The organism is Natronorubrum thiooxidans (assembly GCF_900156475.1).
In the GTDB taxonomy this organism is placed as follows: domain Archaea; phylum Halobacteriota; class Halobacteria; order Halobacteriales; family Natrialbaceae; genus Natronorubrum; species Natronorubrum thiooxidans.
Genome location: NZ_FTNR01000008.1, coordinates 86,347 through 107,572, shown reverse-complemented (window position 1 = coordinate 107,572; position 21,226 = coordinate 86,347). Strand labels below are relative to the sequence as shown.

Annotated in this window: 19 protein-coding genes, 1 tRNA gene and 1 pseudogene; 12 read left to right on the top strand and 9 right to left on the bottom strand. The window is 63.5% G+C overall.

Translation table 11 applies throughout. The features are described from left to right. Positions 1-65: 65 nt before the first annotated feature. From ilvN to leuD, 5 genes are read left to right on the top strand one after another with little or no spacing between them, the layout of a single operon-like run. Positions 66-737: an acetolactate synthase small subunit gene (gene ilvN / locus BW940_RS12210; protein ID WP_076609494.1), complete on the top strand. Its 672-nt coding sequence runs from the start codon at positions 66-68 to the stop codon at positions 735-737. Then, positions 730-1,782 carry a ketol-acid reductoisomerase gene (gene ilvC / locus BW940_RS12205; protein WP_076609493.1) on the top strand — a complete coding sequence of 351 codons (1,053 nt, stop codon included), beginning with the start codon at positions 730-732 and terminating at the stop codon, positions 1,780-1,782. The genes ilvN and ilvC overlap by 8 nt, the downstream gene beginning before the upstream one ends. Before the next feature lie 12 nt (positions 1,783-1,794). Continuing rightward, on the top strand, positions 1,795-2,079 hold the full coding sequence (locus BW940_RS12200) for a hypothetical protein (RefSeq protein WP_076609492.1): 285 nt from the start codon (positions 1,795-1,797) through the stop codon (positions 2,077-2,079). Continuing rightward, complete coding sequence (gene leuC, locus BW940_RS12195) at positions 2,076-3,497, top strand: 3-isopropylmalate dehydratase large subunit (RefSeq protein WP_076609491.1); 1,422 nt, start codon at positions 2,076-2,078, stop codon at positions 3,495-3,497. The genes BW940_RS12200 and leuC overlap by 4 nt, the downstream gene beginning before the upstream one ends. After that, positions 3,494-4,135, top strand: a complete 642-nt coding sequence (leuD, locus tag BW940_RS12190; RefSeq protein WP_076609490.1) for a 3-isopropylmalate dehydratase small subunit — start codon at positions 3,494-3,496, stop codon at positions 4,133-4,135. The genes leuC and leuD overlap by 4 nt, the downstream gene beginning before the upstream one ends. 75 nt (positions 4,136-4,210) lie before the next feature. Here leuD and BW940_RS12185 read toward each other — a convergent pair whose 3' ends face one another. Next, positions 4,211-5,578 carry a permease gene (locus tag BW940_RS12185; RefSeq protein WP_076609489.1) on the bottom strand — a complete coding sequence of 456 codons (1,368 nt, stop codon included), beginning with the start codon at positions 5,576-5,578 and terminating at the stop codon, positions 4,211-4,213. A gap of 17 nt (positions 5,579-5,595) precedes the next feature. After that, the gene (locus tag BW940_RS12180) at positions 5,596-5,934 is read right to left on the bottom strand and encodes an SHOCT domain-containing protein (protein ID WP_076609488.1); all 339 of its coding nucleotides are present in this window, start codon (positions 5,932-5,934) and stop codon (positions 5,596-5,598) included. Positions 5,935-6,154: 220 nt separating this feature from the next. Between BW940_RS12180 and BW940_RS12175 the strand changes: the two genes are divergently transcribed. The 4 genes from BW940_RS12175 (at position 6,155) to BW940_RS12160 (ending at position 10,991) form a co-directional block, all read left to right on the top strand. Next, positions 6,155-7,069, top strand: coding sequence for a DMT family transporter (locus tag BW940_RS12175; RefSeq protein WP_076609487.1), 915 nt, complete (start codon positions 6,155-6,157; stop codon positions 7,067-7,069). A gap of 144 nt (positions 7,070-7,213) precedes the next feature. Next, positions 7,214-8,701, top strand: coding sequence for an HTTM domain-containing protein (locus BW940_RS12170; protein ID WP_076609486.1), 1,488 nt, complete (start codon positions 7,214-7,216; stop codon positions 8,699-8,701). Between the two features lie 107 nt (positions 8,702-8,808). Next, positions 8,809-9,789: an isocitrate/isopropylmalate dehydrogenase family protein gene (locus BW940_RS12165; RefSeq protein ID WP_076609485.1), complete on the top strand. Its 981-nt coding sequence runs from the start codon at positions 8,809-8,811 to the stop codon at positions 9,787-9,789. A gap of 116 nt (positions 9,790-9,905) precedes the next feature. Then, on the top strand, positions 9,906-10,991 hold the full coding sequence (locus tag BW940_RS12160) for an alpha/beta fold hydrolase (protein ID WP_076609484.1): 1,086 nt from the start codon (positions 9,906-9,908) through the stop codon (positions 10,989-10,991). 10 nt (positions 10,992-11,001) lie between these two features. Here BW940_RS12160 and BW940_RS12155 read toward each other — a convergent pair whose 3' ends face one another. From BW940_RS12155 to BW940_RS12145, 3 genes are all read right to left on the bottom strand, one after another. Further along, complete coding sequence (locus BW940_RS12155) at positions 11,002-12,906, bottom strand: polysaccharide deacetylase family protein (RefSeq protein WP_076609483.1); 1,905 nt, start codon at positions 12,904-12,906, stop codon at positions 11,002-11,004. 173 nt (positions 12,907-13,079) lie between these two features. Further along, positions 13,080-13,892 (bottom strand): diphthine synthase, encoded by an 813-nt coding sequence (gene dph5 / locus BW940_RS12150; protein ID WP_076609482.1) that lies wholly within the window; start codon positions 13,890-13,892, stop codon positions 13,080-13,082. 55 nt (positions 13,893-13,947) lie between these two features. Then, positions 13,948-14,397 carry a Rieske (2Fe-2S) protein gene (locus BW940_RS12145; protein ID WP_076609481.1) on the bottom strand — a complete coding sequence of 150 codons (450 nt, stop codon included), beginning with the start codon at positions 14,395-14,397 and terminating at the stop codon, positions 13,948-13,950. A 119-nt stretch (positions 14,398-14,516) separates the two neighbouring features. Here BW940_RS12145 and BW940_RS12140 point away from each other — a divergent pair, with 119 nt between their 5' ends. Further along, the gene (locus tag BW940_RS12140) at positions 14,517-15,497 is read left to right on the top strand and encodes a class I SAM-dependent methyltransferase (RefSeq protein ID WP_076609480.1); all 981 of its coding nucleotides are present in this window, start codon (positions 14,517-14,519) and stop codon (positions 15,495-15,497) included. Positions 15,498-15,604: 107 nt separating this feature from the next. Further along, positions 15,605-15,678 (top strand) — tRNA-Thr (locus BW940_RS12135). Between the two features lie 199 nt (positions 15,679-15,877). Here BW940_RS12135 and BW940_RS12130 read toward each other — a convergent pair. After that, the gene (locus tag BW940_RS12130; protein WP_076609479.1) at positions 15,878-17,185 is read right to left on the bottom strand and encodes a cytochrome P450; all 1,308 of its coding nucleotides are present in this window, start codon (positions 17,183-17,185) and stop codon (positions 15,878-15,880) included. A 220-nt stretch (positions 17,186-17,405) separates the two neighbouring features. Here BW940_RS12130 and BW940_RS12125 point away from each other — a divergent pair. After that, positions 17,406-18,821: pseudogene (locus tag BW940_RS12125) on the top strand (FAD-dependent oxidoreductase). A gap of 16 nt (positions 18,822-18,837) precedes the next feature. Here BW940_RS12125 and BW940_RS12120 read toward each other — a convergent pair. The 3 genes from BW940_RS12120 to BW940_RS12110 are packed head-to-tail and all read right to left on the bottom strand — an operon-like array spanning position 18,838 to position 20,878. After that, a complete protein-coding gene (locus BW940_RS12120; protein ID WP_076609478.1) occupies positions 18,838-19,542 on the bottom strand; it encodes an energy-coupling factor transporter transmembrane component T family protein in 705 nt (234 codons plus the stop codon). A gap of 15 nt (positions 19,543-19,557) precedes the next feature. After that, entirely contained in the window at positions 19,558-20,262 is a 705-nt protein-coding gene (locus tag BW940_RS12115; protein ID WP_076609477.1) for an energy-coupling factor ABC transporter ATP-binding protein, read from the bottom strand. Between the two features lie 28 nt (positions 20,263-20,290). Further along, a complete protein-coding gene (locus tag BW940_RS12110) occupies positions 20,291-20,878 on the bottom strand; it encodes a biotin transporter BioY (protein ID WP_076609476.1) in 588 nt (195 codons plus the stop codon). Positions 20,879-21,226: the final 348 nt, after the last annotated feature.

Below are 21,226 nucleotides of genomic sequence, written 5' to 3'. Positions count from 1 at the left end.
ACCGAGACGGCAGAGCCGTCTCGAGCTTTGTTTCACTCCGTTCAACAAACTACGAGGTATTTCGCATGAAACGCGGATTAGAAGGCCCACCACCGGAAGAGCGACCGACACCCGCTGGTCGGCGCAACAAGCAAGGCATTCGTATCGATCCCGAAGTCGAGGCGACACACGACCCACGCCGGACGGTCATCTCGGCGCTGGTCAAACACGAACCCGGCGTGCTCTCTGACGTCTCGGGGCTGTTCTCGAGACGGCAGTTCAACATCGAGAGTCTGACCGTCGGGCCGACAAACGACGAGGAGCGTGCCCGAATCACGGTTGTCGTCGAGGAGCCAGATCCCGGCATTGACCAGATCAAAAAGCAGCTGCGAAAGCTGGTGCCGGTGATTTCGGTTCGCGAACTCGAGCCCGACGCGATGCGCCGGGAGCTGGCGCTCGTGAAGGTCTCCGCCGATCGACCGGATCAGGTCGCCGCCGTCGCGGAGATGTACGGCGGCAAGACTGTCGATTCGTGTCCGGAGACGGCGACGATCGAAGTGACGGGTGCCCGCCAGAAGATTGAAGCCGCAGTCGAGACGTTCAGCCAGTTCGGGATCCGGGAAATCTCCCGAACCGGGCTGACGGCACTCGCTCGCGGGACTGACGAGACGGCTGCACCCAGTTCGGCGGCCGTATCCGCCGACGAGGCGAACCGACAGGACGAACACCCTCACACCCAAACAGCAGACGATGACTGACGAATTCACCACCGACATCTACTACGACGATGATGCAGACGTATCGACGCTTGACGACGAGACCGTGGCCGTGCTGGGCTACGGCAGCCAGGGCCACGCCCACGCACAGAACCTCCACGAGAGTGGTGTCGACGTGGTCGTCGGCCTCCGCGAGAGTTCGTCGTCGCGATCGGCCGCCGAAGCCGACGGCCTGACCGTGACGACGCCTGCCGACGCCGTCTCGCAGGCCTCCTACGTCTCCGTGCTCGTTCCCGACACCGTTCAGGCCGATGTCTACGAGAACGCCATCGAACCCAACCTCGAGGCCGGCGACACGCTGCAGTTCGCCCATGGGCTGAACATCCACTACAACCAGATCCAGCCGCCGGAAGATGTCGACGTGACGATGGTCGCCCCGAAAAGCCCGGGCCACCTCGTCCGTCGGAACTACGAGAACGACGAGGGAACGCCCGGTCTGCTGGCAGTCTATCAGGATACCACCGGCGACGCGACGGAGCGAGCGCTCGCATACGCGAAAGCAATTGGCTGTGCCCGCGCCGGCGTCATCGAGACGACGTTCCAGGAGGAAGTCGAATCCGACCTCTTCGGCGAGCAGGCCGTCCTCTGTGGCGGCGTGACCGCACTGGTCAAACACGGCTACGAGGCGCTGGTCGATGCGGGCTACTCGCCCGAGATCGCCTACTTCGAGTGTCTCAACGAGCTCAAGCTGATCGTCGACCTGATGTACGAAGGCGGGAACATGGAGATGTGGAACTCCGTCTCCGACACCGCCGAGTACGGCGGGCTTACTCGCGGCGACCGCATCGTCGACGACCACGTCCGTGAGAACATGGACGAGGTCCTCGAGGAGATTCAAAACGGCGAGTTCACGCGCGAGTGGATCCTCGAGAACCAGGCCGGTCGACCGAGCTACAGCCAGCTTCGCCAGGCCGAACAGGAACACGAAATCGAAGACGTCGGCGCGCGACTGCGCGAGTTATTCGCCTGGGCTGACGACGAAACCGAAGCGGAAACCGAGTCCGCCGAAGTGGCGGCAGACGACTAAGCACACACGACAATGAGCGAAAACGACACACCCGAGACAATGGCCGACGTTGGCCACACCAACCCCTATACCGGGGAGACGGCTGGCCAACTGTTCAGCCGCGGGCCAACTGTCGCGACAGACGGCGGTGAGCCAAGTGAACCGACTGCGACGGATCGGAACGGACGCACCGAGAGCCGAACGATGAAAGACGTCGATCACACGCCGCCGAAACAGGCGGCCGACGCAAACCGTGTCTTCGAGCGCGGCAGCGAACACGAAGACGAAGACGAAGATGCCGTAGAGGACGCAGAATGAGTGAGGGAACACTGTACGACAAGGTCTGGGATCGACACAAAGTCACCACGTTGCCGACTGGACAGGATCAGCTGTTCATCGGGCTGCACCTCATCCACGAGGTCACGAGCCCGCAGGCGTTCGGAATGCTCCGCGAGCGCGACCTCGAGGTCGCCTTCCCGAAGCTGACCCACGCGACGGTCGACCACATCGTGCCGACGGCCGACCAGTCCCGGCCATACAAAGAAGACGCCGCCGAAGAGATGATGGCCGAACTCGAGGAGAACGTCCGCGAGGCGGGCATCGACTTTTCGGACCCAACGTCCGGCGATCAGGGGATCGTCCACGTCATCGGTCCGGAGCAGGGACTCACCCAGCCCGGCAAGACGATCGTCTGTGGCGACTCCCACACCTCGACCCACGGCGCGTTCGGCGCGCTCGCCTTTGGGATTGGAACCTCTCAGATCCGGGACGTGCTCGCGACGGGAACCGTCGCGATGGAGAAACAGAAGGTCCGCAAGATCGAGGTCAACGGCGAACTCGGCGAGGGTGTCGAAGCGAAAGACATCATCCTCGAGATTATCCGTCGACTCGGTACGGAAGGCGGCGTCGGCTACGTCTACGAGTACGCCGGCGAGGCCATCGAGAACCTCGGCATGGAGGGTCGGATGTCGATCTGTAACATGTCGATCGAAGGCGGCGCTCGCGCGGGCTACGTCAACCCCGACGAGACCACCTACGAGTGGCTCGAGGAGACCGACTACTTCCAGGACAATCCCGAGAAGTTCGACGAACTCAAACCGTACTGGGAGTCGATCCGATCGGACGAGGACGCCGAGTACGACGACGTCGTCACCATCGACGCAAACGAACTCGAGCCGGTCGTCACCTGGGGGACCACGCCCGGACAGGGCGTCGGCGTCACCGAGCCGATTCCATCGCCAGCGGAGCTGCCCGAGGCCAAACAGGACACGGCCCGACGCGCTCAGGAGCACATGCGCGTCGAGCCCGGCGAGACGATGGAAGGCTACAACATCGACGTCGCCTTCCTCGGCTCCTGTACGAACGCCCGTCTGCCCGACCTGCGCCGTGCCGCCGAGATTATCGAGGGCCGACAGGTCGACGACGACGTCCGTGCGTTGGTCGTCCCCGGCAGCCAGCGTGTCCAGCACACCGCCGAGGAGGAAGGCCTGAAAGACACCTTCGAGGAGGCCGGCTTCGAGTGGCGCAACGCCGGCTGTTCGATGTGTCTCGGCATGAACGAAGACCAACTCGAGGGCGACGAGGCCAGTGCCTCCTCCTCGAACCGGAACTTCGTCGGTCGACAGGGTAGCAAGGACGGACGAACCGTCCTAATGAACCCGCAGATGGTCGCCGCGGCGGCGGTCACCGGAGAAGTAACTGACGTGCGCGAACTGAAGGAGGTGACCACTGCATGACTGACACCGACGAAGTCGAGATTCCGGAAGTCGATTCCGTCTCCGGATCGGGGATTCCAATCCACGGGAACGACATCGACACCGACCAGATCATCCCCGCGCGATTCATGAAGGTCGTCACCTTCGACGGGTTGGGCGAGTTCGCCTTCTTCGACCTGCGATTCGATGACGACGACAACCAGAAAAACCATCCGATGAACGAGGATCGGTTCCAGGGTTCGTCGGTGATGGTCGTCAACAGCAACTTCGGCTGTGGCTCCTCGCGTGAACACGCTCCGCAGGCGCTGATGCGCTGGGGCATCGACGCGATCATCGGCGAGAGCTTCGCCGAGATTTTCGCGGGCAACTGTCTCGCCCTCGGCATCCCGACCGTGACGGCCGACAGCGAGACGATCCAGGAACTGCAGGCGTGGGTTGACGAGAACCCCGACAAAGAGATCGACATCGATATCGAAGCCGAGGAAGTGACCTACGGCGACGAGACGATCGACGTCACCGTCGACGAGGCCCAGCGGAAAGCCCTCGTCGAGGGTGTCTGGGACACGACGGCGCTGATGAAGTCCAACGCCGGCGAAGTCCGAAAGAAGGCTCAGGAACTGCCGTACGTCGACGACGCGGCGATTCCCGAAGCAGAGTAGGCGTCAATCGCAGTTTTGACCGTCGGTTGCCGTTTTGCCCGTCGCGCTCGAGACGGTCTGTTATCAACATCGCCACTAGAGATACGCTTCCGGAGAGTTCCTGAACTGTTTGCGTGAGTGCTCGCTCTCGAAGTAGTAGATCGACTCGTCGTAGACTGTACAGAAGTCCGTGTCCTTGACCGTGAGTTCGGCCCCGGTCACCGGGTCGTGAACAGTTTGGTCTCCAGGCGCGCCTTTTCTCCCTCGGACAAGGAGGACACCAAAGCCAACTGCGATGAGCAGGAACAGACCGTTCAGGATCGTCACTGGCTCAAAGCCGAAGATGGTGATACCGTCTCGTGCGTCTGTTACGGTTGGATCCGGAACGAGTCCGACCGCTGTGAACAGATAGTATACGATGAACCCGGTCATCGCCATCGAGACAAAGAGGATGATCGACAATCGGGTGCCGATTTTCTTTCCGAAGATTTTGCGATAGATCCGGATCAGTTGCGGCACGATCAGGTCCGCATAAAGGAACGCGATGACGCCTGCGAAGGCAAAGCCCGAACTCCACAGTACGGCAGCCAAGGGGACGTTCCCGATCGATCCGACGAACGTGGCCAGGGAAATGAGTGGACCGAGCACGCTGTTGTACGCAATCTGGGTGACGCCGACGCCGCCACCCTCGAACAAGAGCGTCCAGAACGTCTGTGGAACGGCAGCAGCGACAAGTCCCGCCAAGAGAAAGCCGATCGCGAGTTCCTTCCAGAGCATCTTGAGGTCCTTCAGTGTTTGATTTGCCGCCTCGACCCAGCCGTTCCAGGACGTGATCTTTTCTTTCCATGATGTCGTGTGAACGTCCGGATTCTGCTCGAACAGGTTCTTGCAGCCCTCCGAACAGAAGTAGACGGTTTCGTTCTTGTGAGTGACTGGAATGCCGTTTTCCCTGTTGAGACGCATCTTGCACACTGGATCAGTAACGACTGGCTCTTCGTTTTCGATGAGGCGTTCTCTGGCCTGTCGTGCCTCGTCGTACGGGATCATACTATGGACGAAGATGAGCGCGATCAGGATGAAAATCGGTGCGCCGACCGCTTGTGCGAGGGCGAACTCCCACCCGATGAGTGCCCAGATGACGAACGTGAGCCCGATGACGAAGTTCGTCGAGGCAATCAAAAATGCGACGGTGGGGAGCAGATGGGCTCCCTTTTTGAATAGCGTCTTCGTCGCTGCGATATCTCCGAACGAACAGGACGTCGACGCTGCGCCGAACCCCATCGCATAGAGAATGGACCTCGGACTCGCATCGCCCATGTAGTGGACCATGCCTTCTTTGGAGACGAACGCTTGAATGGCCCCGGAGAGCATAAAGCCCAGTAAGAGCGCCCAGAGGGCCTGCCACAGAAACTCTCCAGCAAGCAGCAGTCCATCACTGACAGTTCGGAGAAGCGATAAAAGCATTCGTCACCCGTGAGTGCTCATTCGTCGAAACGCGTTTCAAGTCGCTGCCGGCGCTTTTCGTACTCTTCGTGTGTCAAGTCTCCGCGAGCGTATGCTCGTCTGAGTTCCTCGACGGCGGTGTCGTCGTCGCTCCCCAGCAATCGGTAGCCACCATAGCCGATCAGGAACAGGAAGAGAAGTGGGAGCAGTGTCATCCACAGCCAGCTACCCGTGCCCATTCCCATCCCGTTTCCCCACGCTCCAGTGTACATTCCACCCATCATCGGCACTGCGGCAACCATCATCACGAGCGGCACCGCGACCAGAGCGAGGATGACGATGAGGACCGTTCGATCGATCGTATCTGAGTCGGTCATATGTGTCCATCTATGCGTGACTGCCTTTCCTGCGTTTCTGTTACGTTCCAAAAGCTCAGGAGCTTTGTAACCTTCAATTCCAAACTGAAATTGGATATCTCGGTGATGACTTCAGTTATGCCTAGCACTATACCGCTCATAGCAGCAGCTATCGACGGGAAGCCGACAGCACCGATATCGAAACCGCCAGCGCTTTCGGAGATTCACCCCAATAGACTGTATGTCTCGTGCCCTCGATGTATCGCTCTTTCTGGTCCTCGCCGTGCTGTGGGGGCTTTCCTTTCCGGCGATTTCGGTCGGCCTCGAGTATCTCCCACCGTTGCTGTTCGCGGCCTTCCGATACGATATCGCAGCCGTCTTGCTGTTAGCGGCGGCTGTCGCGCTGACTGACGACTGGTGGCCCACCGGCGGGAACAATCTAGCTGCAATCGCGGGTGGCGGGCTCTTTCTTGTCGCCGGTAATGGGCTGTTGTTCATCGGCCAGCAGACCGTTCCCAGCGGCGTCGCCGCCATCTTACAGGGGCTGGTCCCAATCATCACGGCCCTATGGGCGATCCTGTTGCTCGGTGAGCGGCTCTCTGCGGTCGGGGCCGTCGGCGCAGCGATCGGCTTTCTCGGTATCGGCCTCGTCGTCCAGCCCGACCCCGGCAATCTGCTGGCAGGTGACACCGTCGCCCGACTGCTCGTCATCGGCCAGGTCGTCAGCGTCGCCCTCGGCGGCGTGGTCGTTCAACGGGCCGGGCCGACGATCGAACGCGTCCCGCTGGTCGGCTGGTCGATGCTCGTCGGTGGACTCGTGTTACATGCCGGCAGCCTGCTGGCCGGTGAGTTCCCGACCGCCGACGCGGTCGCCCCGATGGCGGTTGTCATGCTGGTCTACCTCGGCGTCTTCTCGACGGCGATTGCCTTTTTCATCTACTTCCGAATCCTCGAGCAACACGGCGCGTTCGAGGCAGCACTCGTCGCCTACGTGGTCCCGATCGTCGCGACGGTCGCGGGCGTGTTCCTGCTCGACGAGTCGATCGGTGCGCTGACCATCGCCGGCTTCGGCCTCGTTGCCGTCGGGTTCGTCTTGCTCAAGCGCCACGCGATCGCCGACGCGGTGGGGCTTTCCTCCGGCGTTACCAGCCCCTGAAACTGCTGTCGTCGACAGTCGAGGGCGGGGCAACCGTGCTTGAGTCGCCCAACAGATCTCGTATCCGAATGTGTCGGCATCGAAAGGGAGAAAACACTTATAGGTCCGTTGACAAGCCTGGCTCACTTCGATTTCTGCCCTACTATGACATGCCCTCCCACTGATCGAACATCGGCCCAGCAGCGACGCTCGAGGGGTGTTGCGTCGTTCCGAGCGGCCCTCGAGTCGCGTCTCGGCATCGATCAGCGAGCTCTCGGTGCGTTCCGGATTGCACTCGGTTTGCTCTTGCTCGCCGATCTCGCGATGCTCCGGCTTCCGGGACTGGTCACGTTCTATACCGACGCGGGTGTCTTTCCACGGTCGACGCTTCTGGAGGCGTATCCGACAGTCGGGCAGGTATCGATTCACGCGCTGTCCGGGGCGGCGTGGTTCCAGGCGGTGTTGTTCGCGATCGCCGGCGGATTCGCACTCCTCCTGCTCGTCGGCTATCGAACTCGCCTCGCGACGCTTGGCTCACTCGTCCTCTTCGCGTCGCTGCACGCCCGAAATCCGCATCTGGCCAACGGCGGTGACACGATCCTGCTCAGCTTCCTGCTCTTTGGCCTGTTCCTCCCGCTTGAGGCCCGGTGGTCGCTCGAGGCCCGTCGTCACCCCGACCGTCGCGGTCGCCGCGTGTGCTCGATCGCAACGGCGGCGATCCTGGTGCACTTCGTGGCCATCTACGTGACGAACGCGGTGCTCAAGTTCCAGAGCGAGCCGTGGATGGACGGCACGGCGGTCCAGCAGATCTTTCAGTTGAAACAGTATCTCACGCTGCTCGGACCGGCGCTTTCGGCGTACCCGACGGTGCTCGCCGCGACCAACTGGCTCTGGATCGCCGTGTTGACCGCCAGTGCGCTGTTGCTCGTCGTCACCGGGCAGCGTCGCATCGCGCTCGTGGCGGCGTTCGTCGCGACACACCTCGGGATGGCGGCGACGATGCGGCTGGGCGTGTTCCCGTTCGTCATGATCGCCGGCCTGCTGTTGTTCCTCCCGTCGGGGATCTGGGATCGCCTCGAGCGACTCGGCTCCGCGTTCGGCCTCGAGAAACGATTCGGCGCGCGTTCGGCGATCGGCGGTGACGACGCGCCCGCGAACACGGTGGCGGGAGACGACGCTCCGTCTCGCCTTCGGCGCGGTGGTCGACTCGTTGCCTCCGGACTCGTCGCTTGCCTGTTGGTCTCGAGTCTGCTCTGGCAGGCGGCCGGGATCGGCGTCGTCGACACGCCGGCGATAGACGGCGAACTCGACGACGCGGGCTGGACGTTTTTCGCACCGAACCCGCCGTCGGCACACAGTTGGTACGCCGTCGACGGAATGCTCGAGTCCGGCGAGACGGTCGACGTGGCCAACGCACGCCTCGATCGGCCGCCGACCGCCGCGGAGACGTATCCGAGCACGCTCTGGAAACGCTACGGGATGGACCTGCGCTACGCCGGCGAAACGCAGTATGAATCGGCGGCCGCGTCCCTCTGTGAACGGACTGATCGCGAGGTCGACTCGCTGACCATCTCGCTCGTCGAACAGCCCGTCGGTCCCGACGGCCCGGTCGGCGAGCCGACAGTCCACGAGCGCCTCGAGTACGACTGTTGAGCGCCAGCGACGCCGAGCCGAGCAGTCGCGGATGGCGAGTCGCTTCCGGTTCGGTCAGCGTCGCCCGTATCGATACCCTCTTTTCTCACCCCCAGAGAGATGCAGACATGACTCACGAAATCGCCGTCATCCCTGGCGACGGAATCGGACAGGAAGTCACACCAGCCGCGACCGACGTCCTCGAGGCACTCGATATCGACTTCGAGTTCGTCGAAGCCGACGCGGGCGACGCGGTCAAAGAGGCAACGGGTGAGGCACTGCCCGAGGAAACCTACGAACTAGCGGCGTCGGCCGACGCGACGCTGTTCGGTGCGGCCGGCGAAACGGCAGCCGACGTCATCTTGCCGCTTCGGGACGCGGTCGGGTCGTTCGTCAACATCCGGCCCGCGAAGGCGTATCCCGGTATCGACGCCGTCCGCCCCGAGACGGATCTGGTCTTCCTACGAGAGAACACGGAGGGCGTCTACGCGGGCCACGAGGATCGCCTGACCGAGGACGTCTCGACGCTGACCCGCGTCGTCACCGAATCCGCCTCGAGAGAGCTCGCGGAGTTCGCCTGTGACTACGTCGACACCGACGAACACGACGGCTTCACGATCGTCCACAAGGCAAATGTCATGCGCGAGACTGACGGTCTGTTCCGCGATACCGTCGCCGAGGTTGCCGACGAATACGGCGTCGAGACTGACGAAGTGCTGATGGACGCCTTCGCGACGCACGTCTGTCTCGACCCCGAGCAGTTCGATGTCGTCGTCTGTCCGAACCTCGCGGGCGACGTCCTCTCGGATCTCGCAGCCGGTCTCGTCGGTGGGCTCGGACTCTTACCCAGCGCCAACGTCGGCACTGAGCGCGCGCTGTTCGAACCCGTCCACGGCACCGCACCCGACATCGCCGGCGAGGGTGTCGCGAACCCGGCCGCGGCGATCATCTCCGCCGCGATGCTGGTCGAGTATCTCGGTTACGACGAGGAGGCAGCGGCCATCAACGAGGCCGTCGAGGCGACGCTCGAGGAGGGCCCACGAACGGCGGATCTGGGCGGCGATGCGTCGACCGAAGACGTGACTGCCGCGGTCATCGACCGCCTGTAAGGCACACGTTGTCACGTTCCGAGCAGACCGTCGCCACAATCGTTTTTTGAGCAACTCTGCTCATTCGATCATCAGTTGGCTTACAGTTATAACGGGCCACGTGGTAGCGCCCGCTGATGACTCGAGACGACACCCTCGCTGGCATCCGCTCACGTATTGTCGATACCGACCGACTCGAGACGCACGTCCTCGAGTCGGGTGGCCACAGCGATGGGGCCGACACCGACGGCTCAGTCGTATTCATCCACGGCAACGTCTCCTCCTCGCGGTTTTTCGAGGACGTCATGGCGGACCTGCCAGCCCGGTATCGGGCGATCGCCCCCGACCTGCGAGGGTACGGTAACTCGGAGACGAAAGCCGTCGATGCGACGAACGGACTCGGCGATTTCGAGGGCGACCTCCGGGCACTGCTCGGTGAGCTCGAGCCCGACCCGCCGCTCACGCTCGTCGGCTGGTCGAACGGCGGCGGGGTCGCGATGCGATATACGATCGACAACCCCGAGGCGGTCGACTCGCTCGTCCTCATCAACCCGCTCTCGCCCTATGGCTTCGGCGGGACGAAAGACCTCGAGGGAACGCCCTGTTTCGACGACTACGCCGGCTCCGGCGGCGGCCTCGGCAACGACGAGTTCGTCGCCGGCCTCGCAGACCGCGACCGCAGCGAGGGTGGGGAGTCGTCTCCGCGGAAGATACTGCGGACGTTCTACGTCAATCCGACCCACAATTTCGATCCAGAACGAGAGGAGTCGTATCTGACCGGCATGCTCGATACGGCCACTGGCGACGAGCACTACCCGGGCGACGCGACGCCGAGCGAGAACTGGCCCGGGGTTGCGCCGGGCAACACCGGCGTCAACAACGCCATCTCGCCGAAGTACTGCTCGCTCGAGGCGATCACCGAAATCGATCCCGACCAGAAACCACTGATTACCTGGATCCGCGGCGCGTCGGATCAGATCGTCTCCAACGAGTCGCTGTTCGACGCCGGCACGCTCGGAAAGATGGGTGCGATGCCGGACTGGCCCGGCGAGGACGTCTTCCCACCCCAGCCGATGGTCGATCAGACCCGCACGGTTCTCGAGTCCTACGCCGACGCCGGCGGTGAGTTCGAAGAAGTCGTCTTCGCCAACACCGGCCATACGCCACACCTCGAGGTCCCCGGCGAGTTTCTGGACCGACTCGAGACGGTCCTCGAGGGATGAGCAGGGCCGCTTAGCTGTCGGTGACCTCGAGCGTCCAGTCGCCGGTGGCCTCGATATTAATCCAGACGGCTCCACCCGCGCGGTACGACCGCGAGTTGTCGAACGCGCCGGTCTTGTTGACGATCGACTCTCTGCTGCCGTCCGCACCGTAGCCGTCGACGACAAAGTCGCCATCACCGTCGTGTGTCAGTTCGAGTCTGACGTCGGTGTCGGTCCAGATCGGGCCGACGAAGCCCGATCCCGAGCCGCTTGCCTCGACCGGAAGCGAGTCGAGATCGTCGGCGTGCACTTCCGGCTGGAAGAGGTCGATCGACCACGGGCCGTCCGCGTCGACCTCGAGTCGGTACGTCCCGCTTTCGACCGCGGCGATCGACTCGCCGGCGGTGATCCCGGACGTGGTTACCAGCGAATCGTCGCGACCGTCGCCCATTGGGATCAGGTCGACGGTAAAGTCGCCGTCGCCGTTGTGGGAGAAACTCGCACTGAGAACGCCGTCGTCGAGGCCGATGGTCAGCGATTCGGACGCTCGTGTCCCTTCGAACGCGTGGGACTGACCGGCCTCGAGGATGGTCCCCTCCGGCCGGCCGTCGCTGAATGTCTCGTCACCGTCGTCGTCGCTCTCGAACGTGCCGTCGACGAGGTCCGAGGGCGTGATGACGTCGAGCCCGCGGTGTTCGATGTGATTGAGCAGGTGCTCGAAGTCATTGAGTGACATCCGGTTCGCGTCGGGGTGGACGTCATCGTCCTCGACGATCCGCGGGATTCGAAGCACGGTGAGGACCTGGTACTGGTCGGCGAGGTTGATGTGGCGACGCACGCCGTTGTGGAGCGCGGGCCCCCAGATCAGTGGGATCGTGTGCATCCCCGTCGGTGGCACGCCGGACGTACAGGAGCCAAACAGGAACGCCGACTCGTGGACGTCCCTGATGACCGCGTTGGTCGTTGCGTCCATTCGGTCCTCGGGAATGAACAGGTGGCGTGCGCCGTCTTCGAAGCCCTCGGCCTCGAGTGCGTTGCGGTTGGTCTCGAGGACCTGCCGCTGTCGGCTTTCGGGCATCTCCGGCAGGGCCATCGAATCCTGCGGGTACGAGCAGACGTCCCAGCCGCGGTCCTCGAGGTCACTGAGTTCCGCGAGTCCCATCCGGCCCTGGTCGCCGATCCGATTGGAACTGACCGGAACTGCCCCTTCCCAGCCACGTTCTGCGAGGAGGTCCGCGGCGATATCGTAGTGGGAGTCGTGACCGCCGTAGAACGCCAGGATCGCTTTACCGTTGTCGGCCGCCTCGGTCCGGCGGAAGTCGTCGACGAGCATTTTGGTCGGCTCGTCTTCCGGCCCGACCGCGACGACGTTGATTCGGGTGACGTTCGACAGATCCGGCTCTCCCCGCGGCTTATGTTCGTAGCCGCAGTCGAGCCGGAACCAGCCGTCGAACTCGTCGGGCACCGTTCGAACGGAGCTCAGCGTCGCATCTCGGTCCGGCGCGAGGAACTCGACGACGATCTTGTTTGCGGACTCCGGCTTGACGGCAAGCGATGTATCCCACCCGCGGAGATCGATCCCGTCGGCAAAACGGATCCCCATTCGGGCCTGTCGCCCGTCGCTCTCGATGACTGCCGCCTGCGAGCCGATTCGTGCCTCGTCGGGCGCGGCCGAGAGGTCGCTGTCGCTGGGAAACCACTCGGTGAGGTCTTCGAAATCCGAGAGCAGTTCCCCGTCCGCGATCGCGGGCCACCGTCTCGAGCCGTCGGGAGCGCCGTCCCCACCGTCGCCGTTCTGGGGGCCGTTCCCGTCCGATTCAGCGTCCGCATCCGAGAGGAGATCCGTACAGCCTGCCAGGGCAGCCGATGCCGCCCCGACCGAGGACAACATCCATCGTCGGGACAGGCCATTGCCGGGGTTGCGTTCGTCGTTCATTTGTCGATAGCATGGCCGTGCCACGCCGAGTACTTGTTAATGGAGTCGATAAACACTCTTGCGCTGAAAACCGCTAGTGACGCAGTCGTTCGAAATCGCTTACCCAACCCATAAGAACCGTTTCACGCCCGCTGTGGCGGGTTCGAACTGGACGCGAATAGACGGCCAGCGTCTCACACGACGTCGAGATCGTCCCGATTAGCACCGGCGAGTTCGACCAGCGCGTCGGCCTCGAGCAGGTGACAGTCGCCCGGGATCACGAGCAGATGCAACGGATCGCCGAACTCGCGATCCGCGAGGGCTGCCATCGTGTCGGCTTCAACGAGCGGGTCCGGACTGCCGGCGCGGGCGACGACGACGCCGACCAGGTCTGGGTACTCCTCGGCGAGCAGTTCCGCACCGACGTTGGCGGTCATGTACTCCTCGAGCGTCTCGTCGTCCTCGAGGCGGTTCGTCGCGGCTTCGTTGTCCACTTTGATGTCGAGATAGACGACCGTGTGGAGGCCGTCCTCGCGGTTGTCGTCGATCGTGCGCGTCACACTTTCTGGGAGCCCGTCAGCGCCGTGGGCGTACGGAAACGGCAACGTCGTCGCCTTCCCGAAGCGATAGTTCTGGAGGCCGGTCAGCGCGCTCGTGGCCGTCTGGGCCGTGACGCCGTGGATCACCCGCGTCTCGATGCCCCGATCGTGGGCGCGCAAGCGCAGGTCGACGTGGGTCGTCGAGATCATCGTATCGCCCGCGGTGAGGAAGGCGACGTCCTCGGTTTCGGCGGCTGCGAGGATGTCGTCGGGATGTTGTTCGACGCCCGCGCGGTCTCTGACCTCGATGTCGACGTCGTGGTGGGACTCGAGGTCGTCGACGGTCGTCCCGATCAGTTTGCTGGTGTAGAACTCGGCGTAGGCACGGTCAGCGTTGCGAAGCGCCTCCTGGCCCTCGACGGTGATCGAACGTTCGTCGTAGAGGCCGAGGCCGATGAAGGTGAGCATAGCCACCGCTAGTCAGCAAACCGGTTATAACCTTTCGAGTCGGGCGACGCGGCGATCACAACGAGATGTGTGACGTCGAGTCGGGACCGTCGTCCTCGTCGATCCCGCCCTCGTGGACGAAGGTCAGCTCGTAGTCGGTGAGAAACACGGTGTCGTCGCTGCTGACGGTAATGTTGACCGAGGGAAGCGTCGTCCCGGCAGCATCGCCGTTGTCACAGTGGCCGGAACACACGTCGAACATCGAGCCGTGTCGCGGGCAGATGAGCTGGCCGTCCCGCATCGGCACTCCCTGACCTGTATCGAGCCGCTGGGATTCGTGCGTACAGCGGTTGACCCACGCCTCGACGCCGTCGTCGGCCGCAGGCTGGCTGCTTGTCGAGCCCTGCTCGGTATCGTCGTCGCAGGGGACGAGGATGACCTCCTCCTGCTCGCCGTACTGATTTTGCACCGTGAACAGCCACGAACGCTCCTCGTGGACCGTCTCCACGGTCGTGAGTTCCTGCATAGGATCGCTAGCAGCGCCAGTCTGAAAACAGTTCATCGCAGTCCACGCTCCTCGAGGACGTCGACATACCTGTCACCGCGAAACGTCACCGTTACGGCGGGCGACCGGTTTTTCAGGGTATGGAAGTGCCGTGTGTCCGCGTCGCGCTCGAGGATGGCGAAGCGACGCGTCGCGAACTGGCGGACGCGGACCTGATCGACGACGAGTACGAGCTAACCGTCGAGGACGGGAGTCTCTACGTTCCGGTCACCGACCCCGACGCGGTCGCCGACTCGCTCGAGGTCGCCTCGTTGGCCGTCCCCGAGCGCGAGACGCAGACGACGCCCGCCGACGTGCTGGGATTCGAGCCATCCTACGAGCGACTCGGCAGAGCGGTCTTGCTCGACGAGGACGACGACGAGCGCGCCCGCGAGATCGCCGACGCCGTCCTCGAGTCGGATCTGCCCGTCGATACGGTGTTGAACAAGCAATCGAAAGTCAAAGGCGAGACGCGAGTGCGCGACTGGGACCTGCTCGCCGGCGAGGATACCGAGGTGGTCCACCGCGAATACGGCTGTGAGTTCGCGCTGGATCTCGCCGAAGTCTACTTCTCGCCGCGGCTGGCGACCGAGCGCCACCGGGTCGCTGAGCAAGTGAGCGAGGGTGAACAGGCGATCGACATGTTCGCCGGCGTCGGCCCGTTCGTCATCCCCTTCGCGAAACGCGGCGCGGCGTGTGTCGGCGTCGACGTCAACGAAGACGCGATCGAGTACCTCCGCGAGAACGCCCGGCGAAACGGCGTCGAGGATCGGGTGACGGCGATCTGTGCGGACGTCCGGGAGGTCGCCGCCGAGTACGAGGGCTGGGCCGACCGCCTTGTAATGAACCTCCCCCACAGCGCCGACGAGTTCCTCGAGACCGCCGTTACCCTCGCGAGCGACGACTGCGTGATTCATTACTACGACATTCAACACGAAGACGACCCCTTCGGCCCCGGCGAGCGCGCGATCCGCGCGGCTGCCGAGCCCGAGTACGAGGTCAGCGTCGAAACCCGGCACACGGTCCGTTCGTATGCGCCACACGAGCTGAACGTCTGTCTGGACGTCCGACTCGAGCGATAAGGCCGGAGTGAGTACCGTGGGTGCTCGAGTCACGGAGACTGTTCGCACAACCGAGCCGATTCGCAATCCTTATGACTGGTATCGGTCCTATCAATGAATGCAATCGCGCCGGTGTAGCTCAGACTGGCAGAGCGAATCCTTCGTAAGGATTAGGTCGAGGGTTCAAATCCCTCCACCGGCTTATTTTGCCGCGAACAAATCCGTGAGCGACAAATACGCTTTGGAAGATTTGAACTAGACCACGAGTGAGCATTGCGAGCGAAGTGGGCGTCGTTTACAATCCCCTCCACCGGCTTCTTCTGGCGAACAAACTCGTGAGCCGAAACGCTGTTCTGAAGTGATTCGACGTCAATCGCATCGAGCGTTGCGTGGAATTCAATCTACGCTCGAGTCTCGATCCGTATCGAGATCGGATCGGCAGGCTGGGACGTCATCTGTGGATCCACCTCGAGGTCACCGCTGGCGTCGAGGTGATACTGCTGGCCGATCGCTGCGAGGACGGCTTTCATCTCGAGCCGGGCGAAGTGCCGTCCGATACAGATGCGCGGGCCCGCGCCGAACGGAACGAACGCAGCGCCCTGTTCCCGGGGTGTGACCTGTTCCCAGCGATTCGGATCGAACGCGAGCGGCGTCTCGTAGAACCGTGGGTCGCGGTGCATATTCCACACCGAGAGCAGTACCTGTGCGTCGGCCGGAATCGTGTGTCCACCGATCTCGACCCGGTCGGTTGTGACTCGAGGAATCGCATGCACGGGCGGATAGAGACGGAGCGTCTCGTTGATGATCTGCTCGAGGTATTCGAGGTCCTGTAAGTCGGAGATGGTCGGCTGGCCGTCGATTACGTCGTCGAGTTCGGCATAGAATCGCTCAGCAACGGTGGGATGGGAGCCGATCTGGTGGAGCGCATACGTCATGGCGAGGGCGGTGGTTTCGTGGCCGGCGAACACCATCCCGACGACCTGATCGAGGACCTCTTTCCGGTCGAACGCTGAGTCAGGATCGGCGCGTAACGCGGCCAATGTGGCGAGAAGACTGTCGTCCGTTGGATCGTCACCGTGCTCGGCCAGGAGTGTACGTGCCTGCTCGCGCAGTTCGTCAGCGCCGCGCTGAAACCTGTACCGTGCGGGCGTCGGAACCCAGTCTGGAAGCACCCACGACGTCGGCTTGAACCAGAGGTTGAGCGCGTGGGCGGCCGCGGCCAACTCGTCGACCGCATCGTCGGTCAGCGACTGCCCGAGTACCACCTCGAACAGGTTGTGCAAGGCGATCGCGCGCATTTCGTCGTCGATACGAATCGTGTCACCGGCCTCCCAGCCGTCGATCCGGGCACTGGTGACGCCAGTCATCGTCTCGGCGTACTCGTGGATGCGTGTCGGACTGAAGAAGTCCTCCATCGCGTGGCGCTGGCGTTGCCATTGCTCGCCGTCGACCGAGAGCAGTGCCTCGCCGAAGGCGACCCTGAAGTCATCGAGTTTGGCGAACGTCTCGCGGTCCAGTAACGCTGTCTCGACGTAGTCGGGATGGGCGAGAAAATAGACGTCCGTGCCGAGCAATCGCATTCGAAACACGTCACCGACGGATTCGACGGATTGCTTGACGAAGCCGAACGGATCACTGGCGAAGGCGGTTGTATGGCCGAGAACTGGCATCCCCGGCGGCGTGGGCGGGATCGAGTTCGTCCCTGTCATCTACTGCATCGGTGTATAGCTGTTATCAAATATGTTCGTTTTTGCACACCGGCTGAGACGGTCCGCTGTACCGATGTATAATTCAAATGATAAGATCGTTCACGGTCGCGCCGGCACTGACTGACAGCAGACCGGACGACCGTTTGCGACCGACTGCTCACTGTCCGGCAGCATCACTGGTGGCCAACAGTATACAACCCTGCCGGACACAGGAGTTGGTATGACGGACACCTTCGTCGTCGTCGGTGGCGATGCAGCCGGTATGTCTGCGGCGAGCAAAGCAAAGCGGGACGATCCCGACCTCGAGGTCGTTGTCTTCGAGAAAGGAGAGTGGGTCTCGTATGGAGCCTGCGGGCTGCCCTACTACATCAAAGGCGAGATTCAGTCGCTCGAGGCGCTGGTCTCGGTCACACCCGAGGAGTTTCGGGAGGAACGCGACATCGACCTCCGAACGGGTCACGAAGTGGTCGCGATCGATCCAGACGACCGGACGGTCACCGCCGAATCGGGGTCGGAGACGGTCGTCCAGTCGTACGACCACCTGCTGATCGCAACCGGCGCGGCGGCGGTCGTGCCGGAGATCGACGGCACCGACCGGGAGGGTGTCTACACCCTCGGCTCGATGAGCGACGGGAAGGAACTTCGGGAGTACGTCGCTCGAGCGCGCAGCGAGGAGTCGTTCCAGCAGCCGGATCGCGGGCCAGCCTGTCGGTTCCTCGAGGACTGTACCGGCCCGGTCGGCGTCGTCGGGGGTGGGTACATCGGACTCGAGATGGCCGAAGCGCTGGCGGCGAACGGGTTCGAGGTCAATCTGTTCCAGCGCGGCGACCGCCTGCTGAAAGGCTTTAGCGAGGAGACGAGCGAGCACGTCGCCGACCACCTCCGCGACGAAGATGTCGCGGACCATCTCAATGCGTCGGTCGAGGAACTCGCCGGTGGGGAGGCGGTCGAGGCTGTCGTCACGGCCGACGACCGGGTCGCGGTCGAGATGGTGTTGCTCGGGACGGGGGTTCGACCGCGAACGGGCCTCGCCGAAAATGCCGGCATCGAGATCGGTGAGACGGGCGCGATCGCGACCGATGCCTATCGCGAGACGAGCGCGCCGGACGTCTACGCCGCGGGCGACTGAGCTGAAGCGACACACGTCGTGACGGGCGAGTCGGTGCACGTGCCGCTGGCGCTGACCGCCAACCGCCACGGCCGCGCGGTCGGCCAGACCGTCAGCGGCCGGCCGACCGAAGGCGGCGGCGTCGCGGGGACGGCGGCGGTCAAGGCGTTCGACGTCGAGGCGGCCCGAACCGGGGTTCTCGACCACGACGACGCGCGTGCGGCCGGGTTCGACCCGGTCAGGAAGACGGTGACGGCGAAATCACGCGCAGGCTACTACCCCGACGGGAGCGATATCACGATCACGCTGACCGCCGACCGTGACTCCGGGCGTGTCCTCGGCGGGAGTCTCGTCAGCGAGTACGGCGAAGGGGCCGTCCACCGTAGCCACGCTCTCGTCGGCGCGCTCATGGAGGAAACAACAGTCTTGGAACTCGAGAACTACGACCTCGCGTACGCGCCGCCGTTTAACACGACGTGGGATCCGGTGCTCGTCGCCGCGAAGGTGCTCGGGGGACAGTTGCGGTGAGCCGGTGGCCGGATGGTCAGAGGAACGCCGTGAGCGCGAGCACGACGGCCCCCGCGAGCACGGGGTAATCGGCCCGCGAAAACGCCAGCGCGGGCAGCGTCGGGTTCCAGGCGAAACAGCGTGCCTGCAAAGCGAGTGCGAGTCGATCGGCCCGGTCGAACGCCCGCGAGAGCGCGAGCAGCGAGAGCGTGCTGGCGCGCTCGATGACGCCTCGCTCGTCGCCCAGCCTAGCAGCCATCGCGTCGCGGATCGTCCGGAAATCGGCCTGCAAGACCGGCAGGAACCGGAAGACGAGCGCGACGCCGATGCCGAGGACTTGGCCTGGTTTGCCGGGAACCGTCCGCTGGATCGCGGCTCGAGACGCACGCACTGGCGTCGAACGGACGTACGCCGCACTGACGAGTAAGATGAGCAAGACCCGGTAGCTCGCCCGCCCGGAGTCCCCGGCGTCGGTGAGATCGAACCACGGTGCGCCGAGTGTCAACCCCGCAATCAGCGGCGCGATAGCGAGGATAACGAGTGCGAATCGGTAGGCGTACAGTGCCTCGAGCAGCGCCACGCGAGCGGCGAGCAGGATCAGCCCGGCCACGACGGAGAGGGCGAGTAACGCTTGTGGGCTGGTGTGGGCCAGCGCCGTCGTCGCGAAGCCGATCTGGACGACCAGCTTCGTGCGGGGATCGAGCCGGTGGGCGAGCGTGTCGTCGGGGGCGTAGGTGAGCATCGTCGGTGGTCTCCGTCAGGTGTCGGGGATGCGAACCTCGAGTCCCGAAAGCGCCTCGAGTGCACGTTCGGGCGGGTCGTCGATCACGACCTGGCCGTGTTTCATGGCGACGATGCGGTCGGCGAGGCCGACGACATCCCGGAGATCGTGGGTCGTCAGCAAGATGCCGGTGCCGTCGGCGGCGAGCGACTCGAGGCGCTCGAGAACGGACCGGCGGGCAGGATCGTCGAGCCCAGTAAAGGGTTCGTCGAGCACGAGATGGCTCGGATCCATCGCAAGCGCGCCCGCGATGGCCACGCGGGACTGTTCGCCCCCCGAGAGCGCGTCGATGCGCTCATCGTCGCGACCGGTCATGTTGACGGCCTCGAGGGCGGCCTCGACCCGTCGATCGATCTCCTCACGTGTGAGGCCGAGGTTCTCGGGCCCGAAGGCGACGTCGGCACCGACCGTTGCAGCGACGAACTGGTCGCGTGGGTGTTGAAAGACCATGCCGACGGCCGACCGGGCGGCGATCAGGTCGTCCGCGACGGGCGTGCCGTTGACGAGGACCTCGCCGGAATCGGGCTCGAGGAGGCCATTGCAGTGGCGCAACAGCGTCGTCTTCCCGCTGCCGTTGGCCCCCGCAAAGAGAACGAACTCGCCGTCGTCGATCGAGAGCGAGACGTCCTCGAGGACAAGAACGTCGTCGAACGCGTACGAGACGGAGCGAAACGCAATCATATCGTCGCGGTCATGAAATGTCGGCGGCTCACGACTGGATCGGTGCGATACGGCCGCTTTTGACGATCGCGATCGCCGCGGCGATCTTGAGCAGTTCGCCGGGGATAAACAACAGTGCGCCGATTGAAATCGCTTCCCACATCCCGAGCTCGAGGGCCCAGGCCATGTAGCCGGTGCCCATGCCGTAGATGAGAATCGTTCCGGCGACGAGCGCGACGATGACGACCGGGAGCGAAACGTCGGCGGGATCCCGAAGGTCGGTGTCCCCATGGACCATGAGCCCGATCAGGCCCGCAGCGAGCGGGTACGCCCAGAGGTAGCCGGCCGTGTTACCGACCAGCACGCCGAGTCCCGCACTCATCCCCGAGAAGACGGGTAGCCCGATGGCTCCCGCGGCGAGATAGAGGAGAATCGAGGTCGGTCCCCACACCGGCCCCAGGACGAGGCCGGCGAGGAAGACGAACAGTACCTGTAAGGTGATCGGTACCGGCGAGAGCGGGATCGGGATCGAGACGGGCGCTGCCGCGCCGAGCAGTGCGGCAAGCAGGGCTGCCCGAGCGAACTGACGAACGATCTCGCCATCGACGAGATCCACCGAATTTTGTTCTGTTGCCATACCACTGCCACTCTCGTAAACCTAGTTCAACACTTCGGTTTCCGAGATGGGCGACAGCCGCTCGTCAGTTCACCTCGAGGGAGGGCAAAGCGGCTGTGTCTGGTTCGAAACAGGCTGCTACCTCTCACTCGGCTGGCCACTCGAGTCGGTTGCCCGGTCGAGTCATCGGTGACCGCGGTCTCGACACCGGTCGGCGATCGATCCAGTCGAACTGTCGCGTTCGATGATGATAATATCGTATTATGTCTCGGAGCTAACTGAAACGACCGACGGGGCTTATTGACTCGTTTCACCCGGTGGCGGGAAACCGATGCTACTCGTAAATACCGTAGGCAGTTGGCGCTATCG

Coding starts and splice junctions, on each gene's coding strand:
- BW940_RS12120 (WP_076609478.1), bottom strand. CDS start 19,542: ATGCTCACCTACGCCCCCGACGACACGCTCGCCCACCGGCTCGATCCC.
- BW940_RS12185 (WP_076609489.1), bottom strand. CDS start 5,578: ATGCTTTTATCGCTTCTCCGAACTGTCAGTGATGGACTGCTGCTTGCT.
- BW940_RS12180 (WP_076609488.1), bottom strand. CDS start 5,934: ATGACCGACTCAGATACGATCGATCGAACGGTCCTCATCGTCATCCTC.
- BW940_RS12140 (WP_076609480.1), top strand. CDS start 14,517: ATGGAAGTGCCGTGTGTCCGCGTCGCGCTCGAGGATGGCGAAGCGACG.
- BW940_RS12155 (WP_076609483.1), bottom strand. CDS start 12,906: ATGAACGACGAACGCAACCCCGGCAATGGCCTGTCCCGACGATGGATG.
- BW940_RS12145 (WP_076609481.1), bottom strand. CDS start 14,397: ATGCAGGAACTCACGACCGTGGAGACGGTCCACGAGGAGCGTTCGTGG.
- BW940_RS12115 (WP_076609477.1), bottom strand. CDS start 20,262: ATGATTGCGTTTCGCTCCGTCTCGTACGCGTTCGACGACGTTCTTGTC.
- BW940_RS12110 (WP_076609476.1), bottom strand. CDS start 20,878: ATGGCAACAGAACAAAATTCGGTGGATCTCGTCGATGGCGAGATCGTT.
- BW940_RS12165 (WP_076609485.1), top strand. CDS start 8,809: ATGACTCACGAAATCGCCGTCATCCCTGGCGACGGAATCGGACAGGAA.
- leuD (WP_076609490.1), top strand. CDS start 3,494: ATGACTGACACCGACGAAGTCGAGATTCCGGAAGTCGATTCCGTCTCC.
- BW940_RS12130 (WP_076609479.1), bottom strand. CDS start 17,185: ATGACAGGGACGAACTCGATCCCGCCCACGCCGCCGGGGATGCCAGTT.
- BW940_RS12175 (WP_076609487.1), top strand. CDS start 6,155: ATGTCTCGTGCCCTCGATGTATCGCTCTTTCTGGTCCTCGCCGTGCTG.
- ilvC (WP_076609493.1), top strand. CDS start 730: ATGACTGACGAATTCACCACCGACATCTACTACGACGATGATGCAGAC.
- leuC (WP_076609491.1), top strand. CDS start 2,076: ATGAGTGAGGGAACACTGTACGACAAGGTCTGGGATCGACACAAAGTC.
- BW940_RS12160 (WP_076609484.1), top strand. CDS start 9,906: ATGACTCGAGACGACACCCTCGCTGGCATCCGCTCACGTATTGTCGAT.
- BW940_RS12170 (WP_076609486.1), top strand. CDS start 7,214: ATGACATGCCCTCCCACTGATCGAACATCGGCCCAGCAGCGACGCTCG.
- ilvN (WP_076609494.1), top strand. CDS start 66: ATGAAACGCGGATTAGAAGGCCCACCACCGGAAGAGCGACCGACACCC.
- BW940_RS12200 (WP_076609492.1), top strand. CDS start 1,795: ATGAGCGAAAACGACACACCCGAGACAATGGCCGACGTTGGCCACACC.
- dph5 (WP_076609482.1), bottom strand. CDS start 13,892: ATGCTCACCTTCATCGGCCTCGGCCTCTACGACGAACGTTCGATCACC.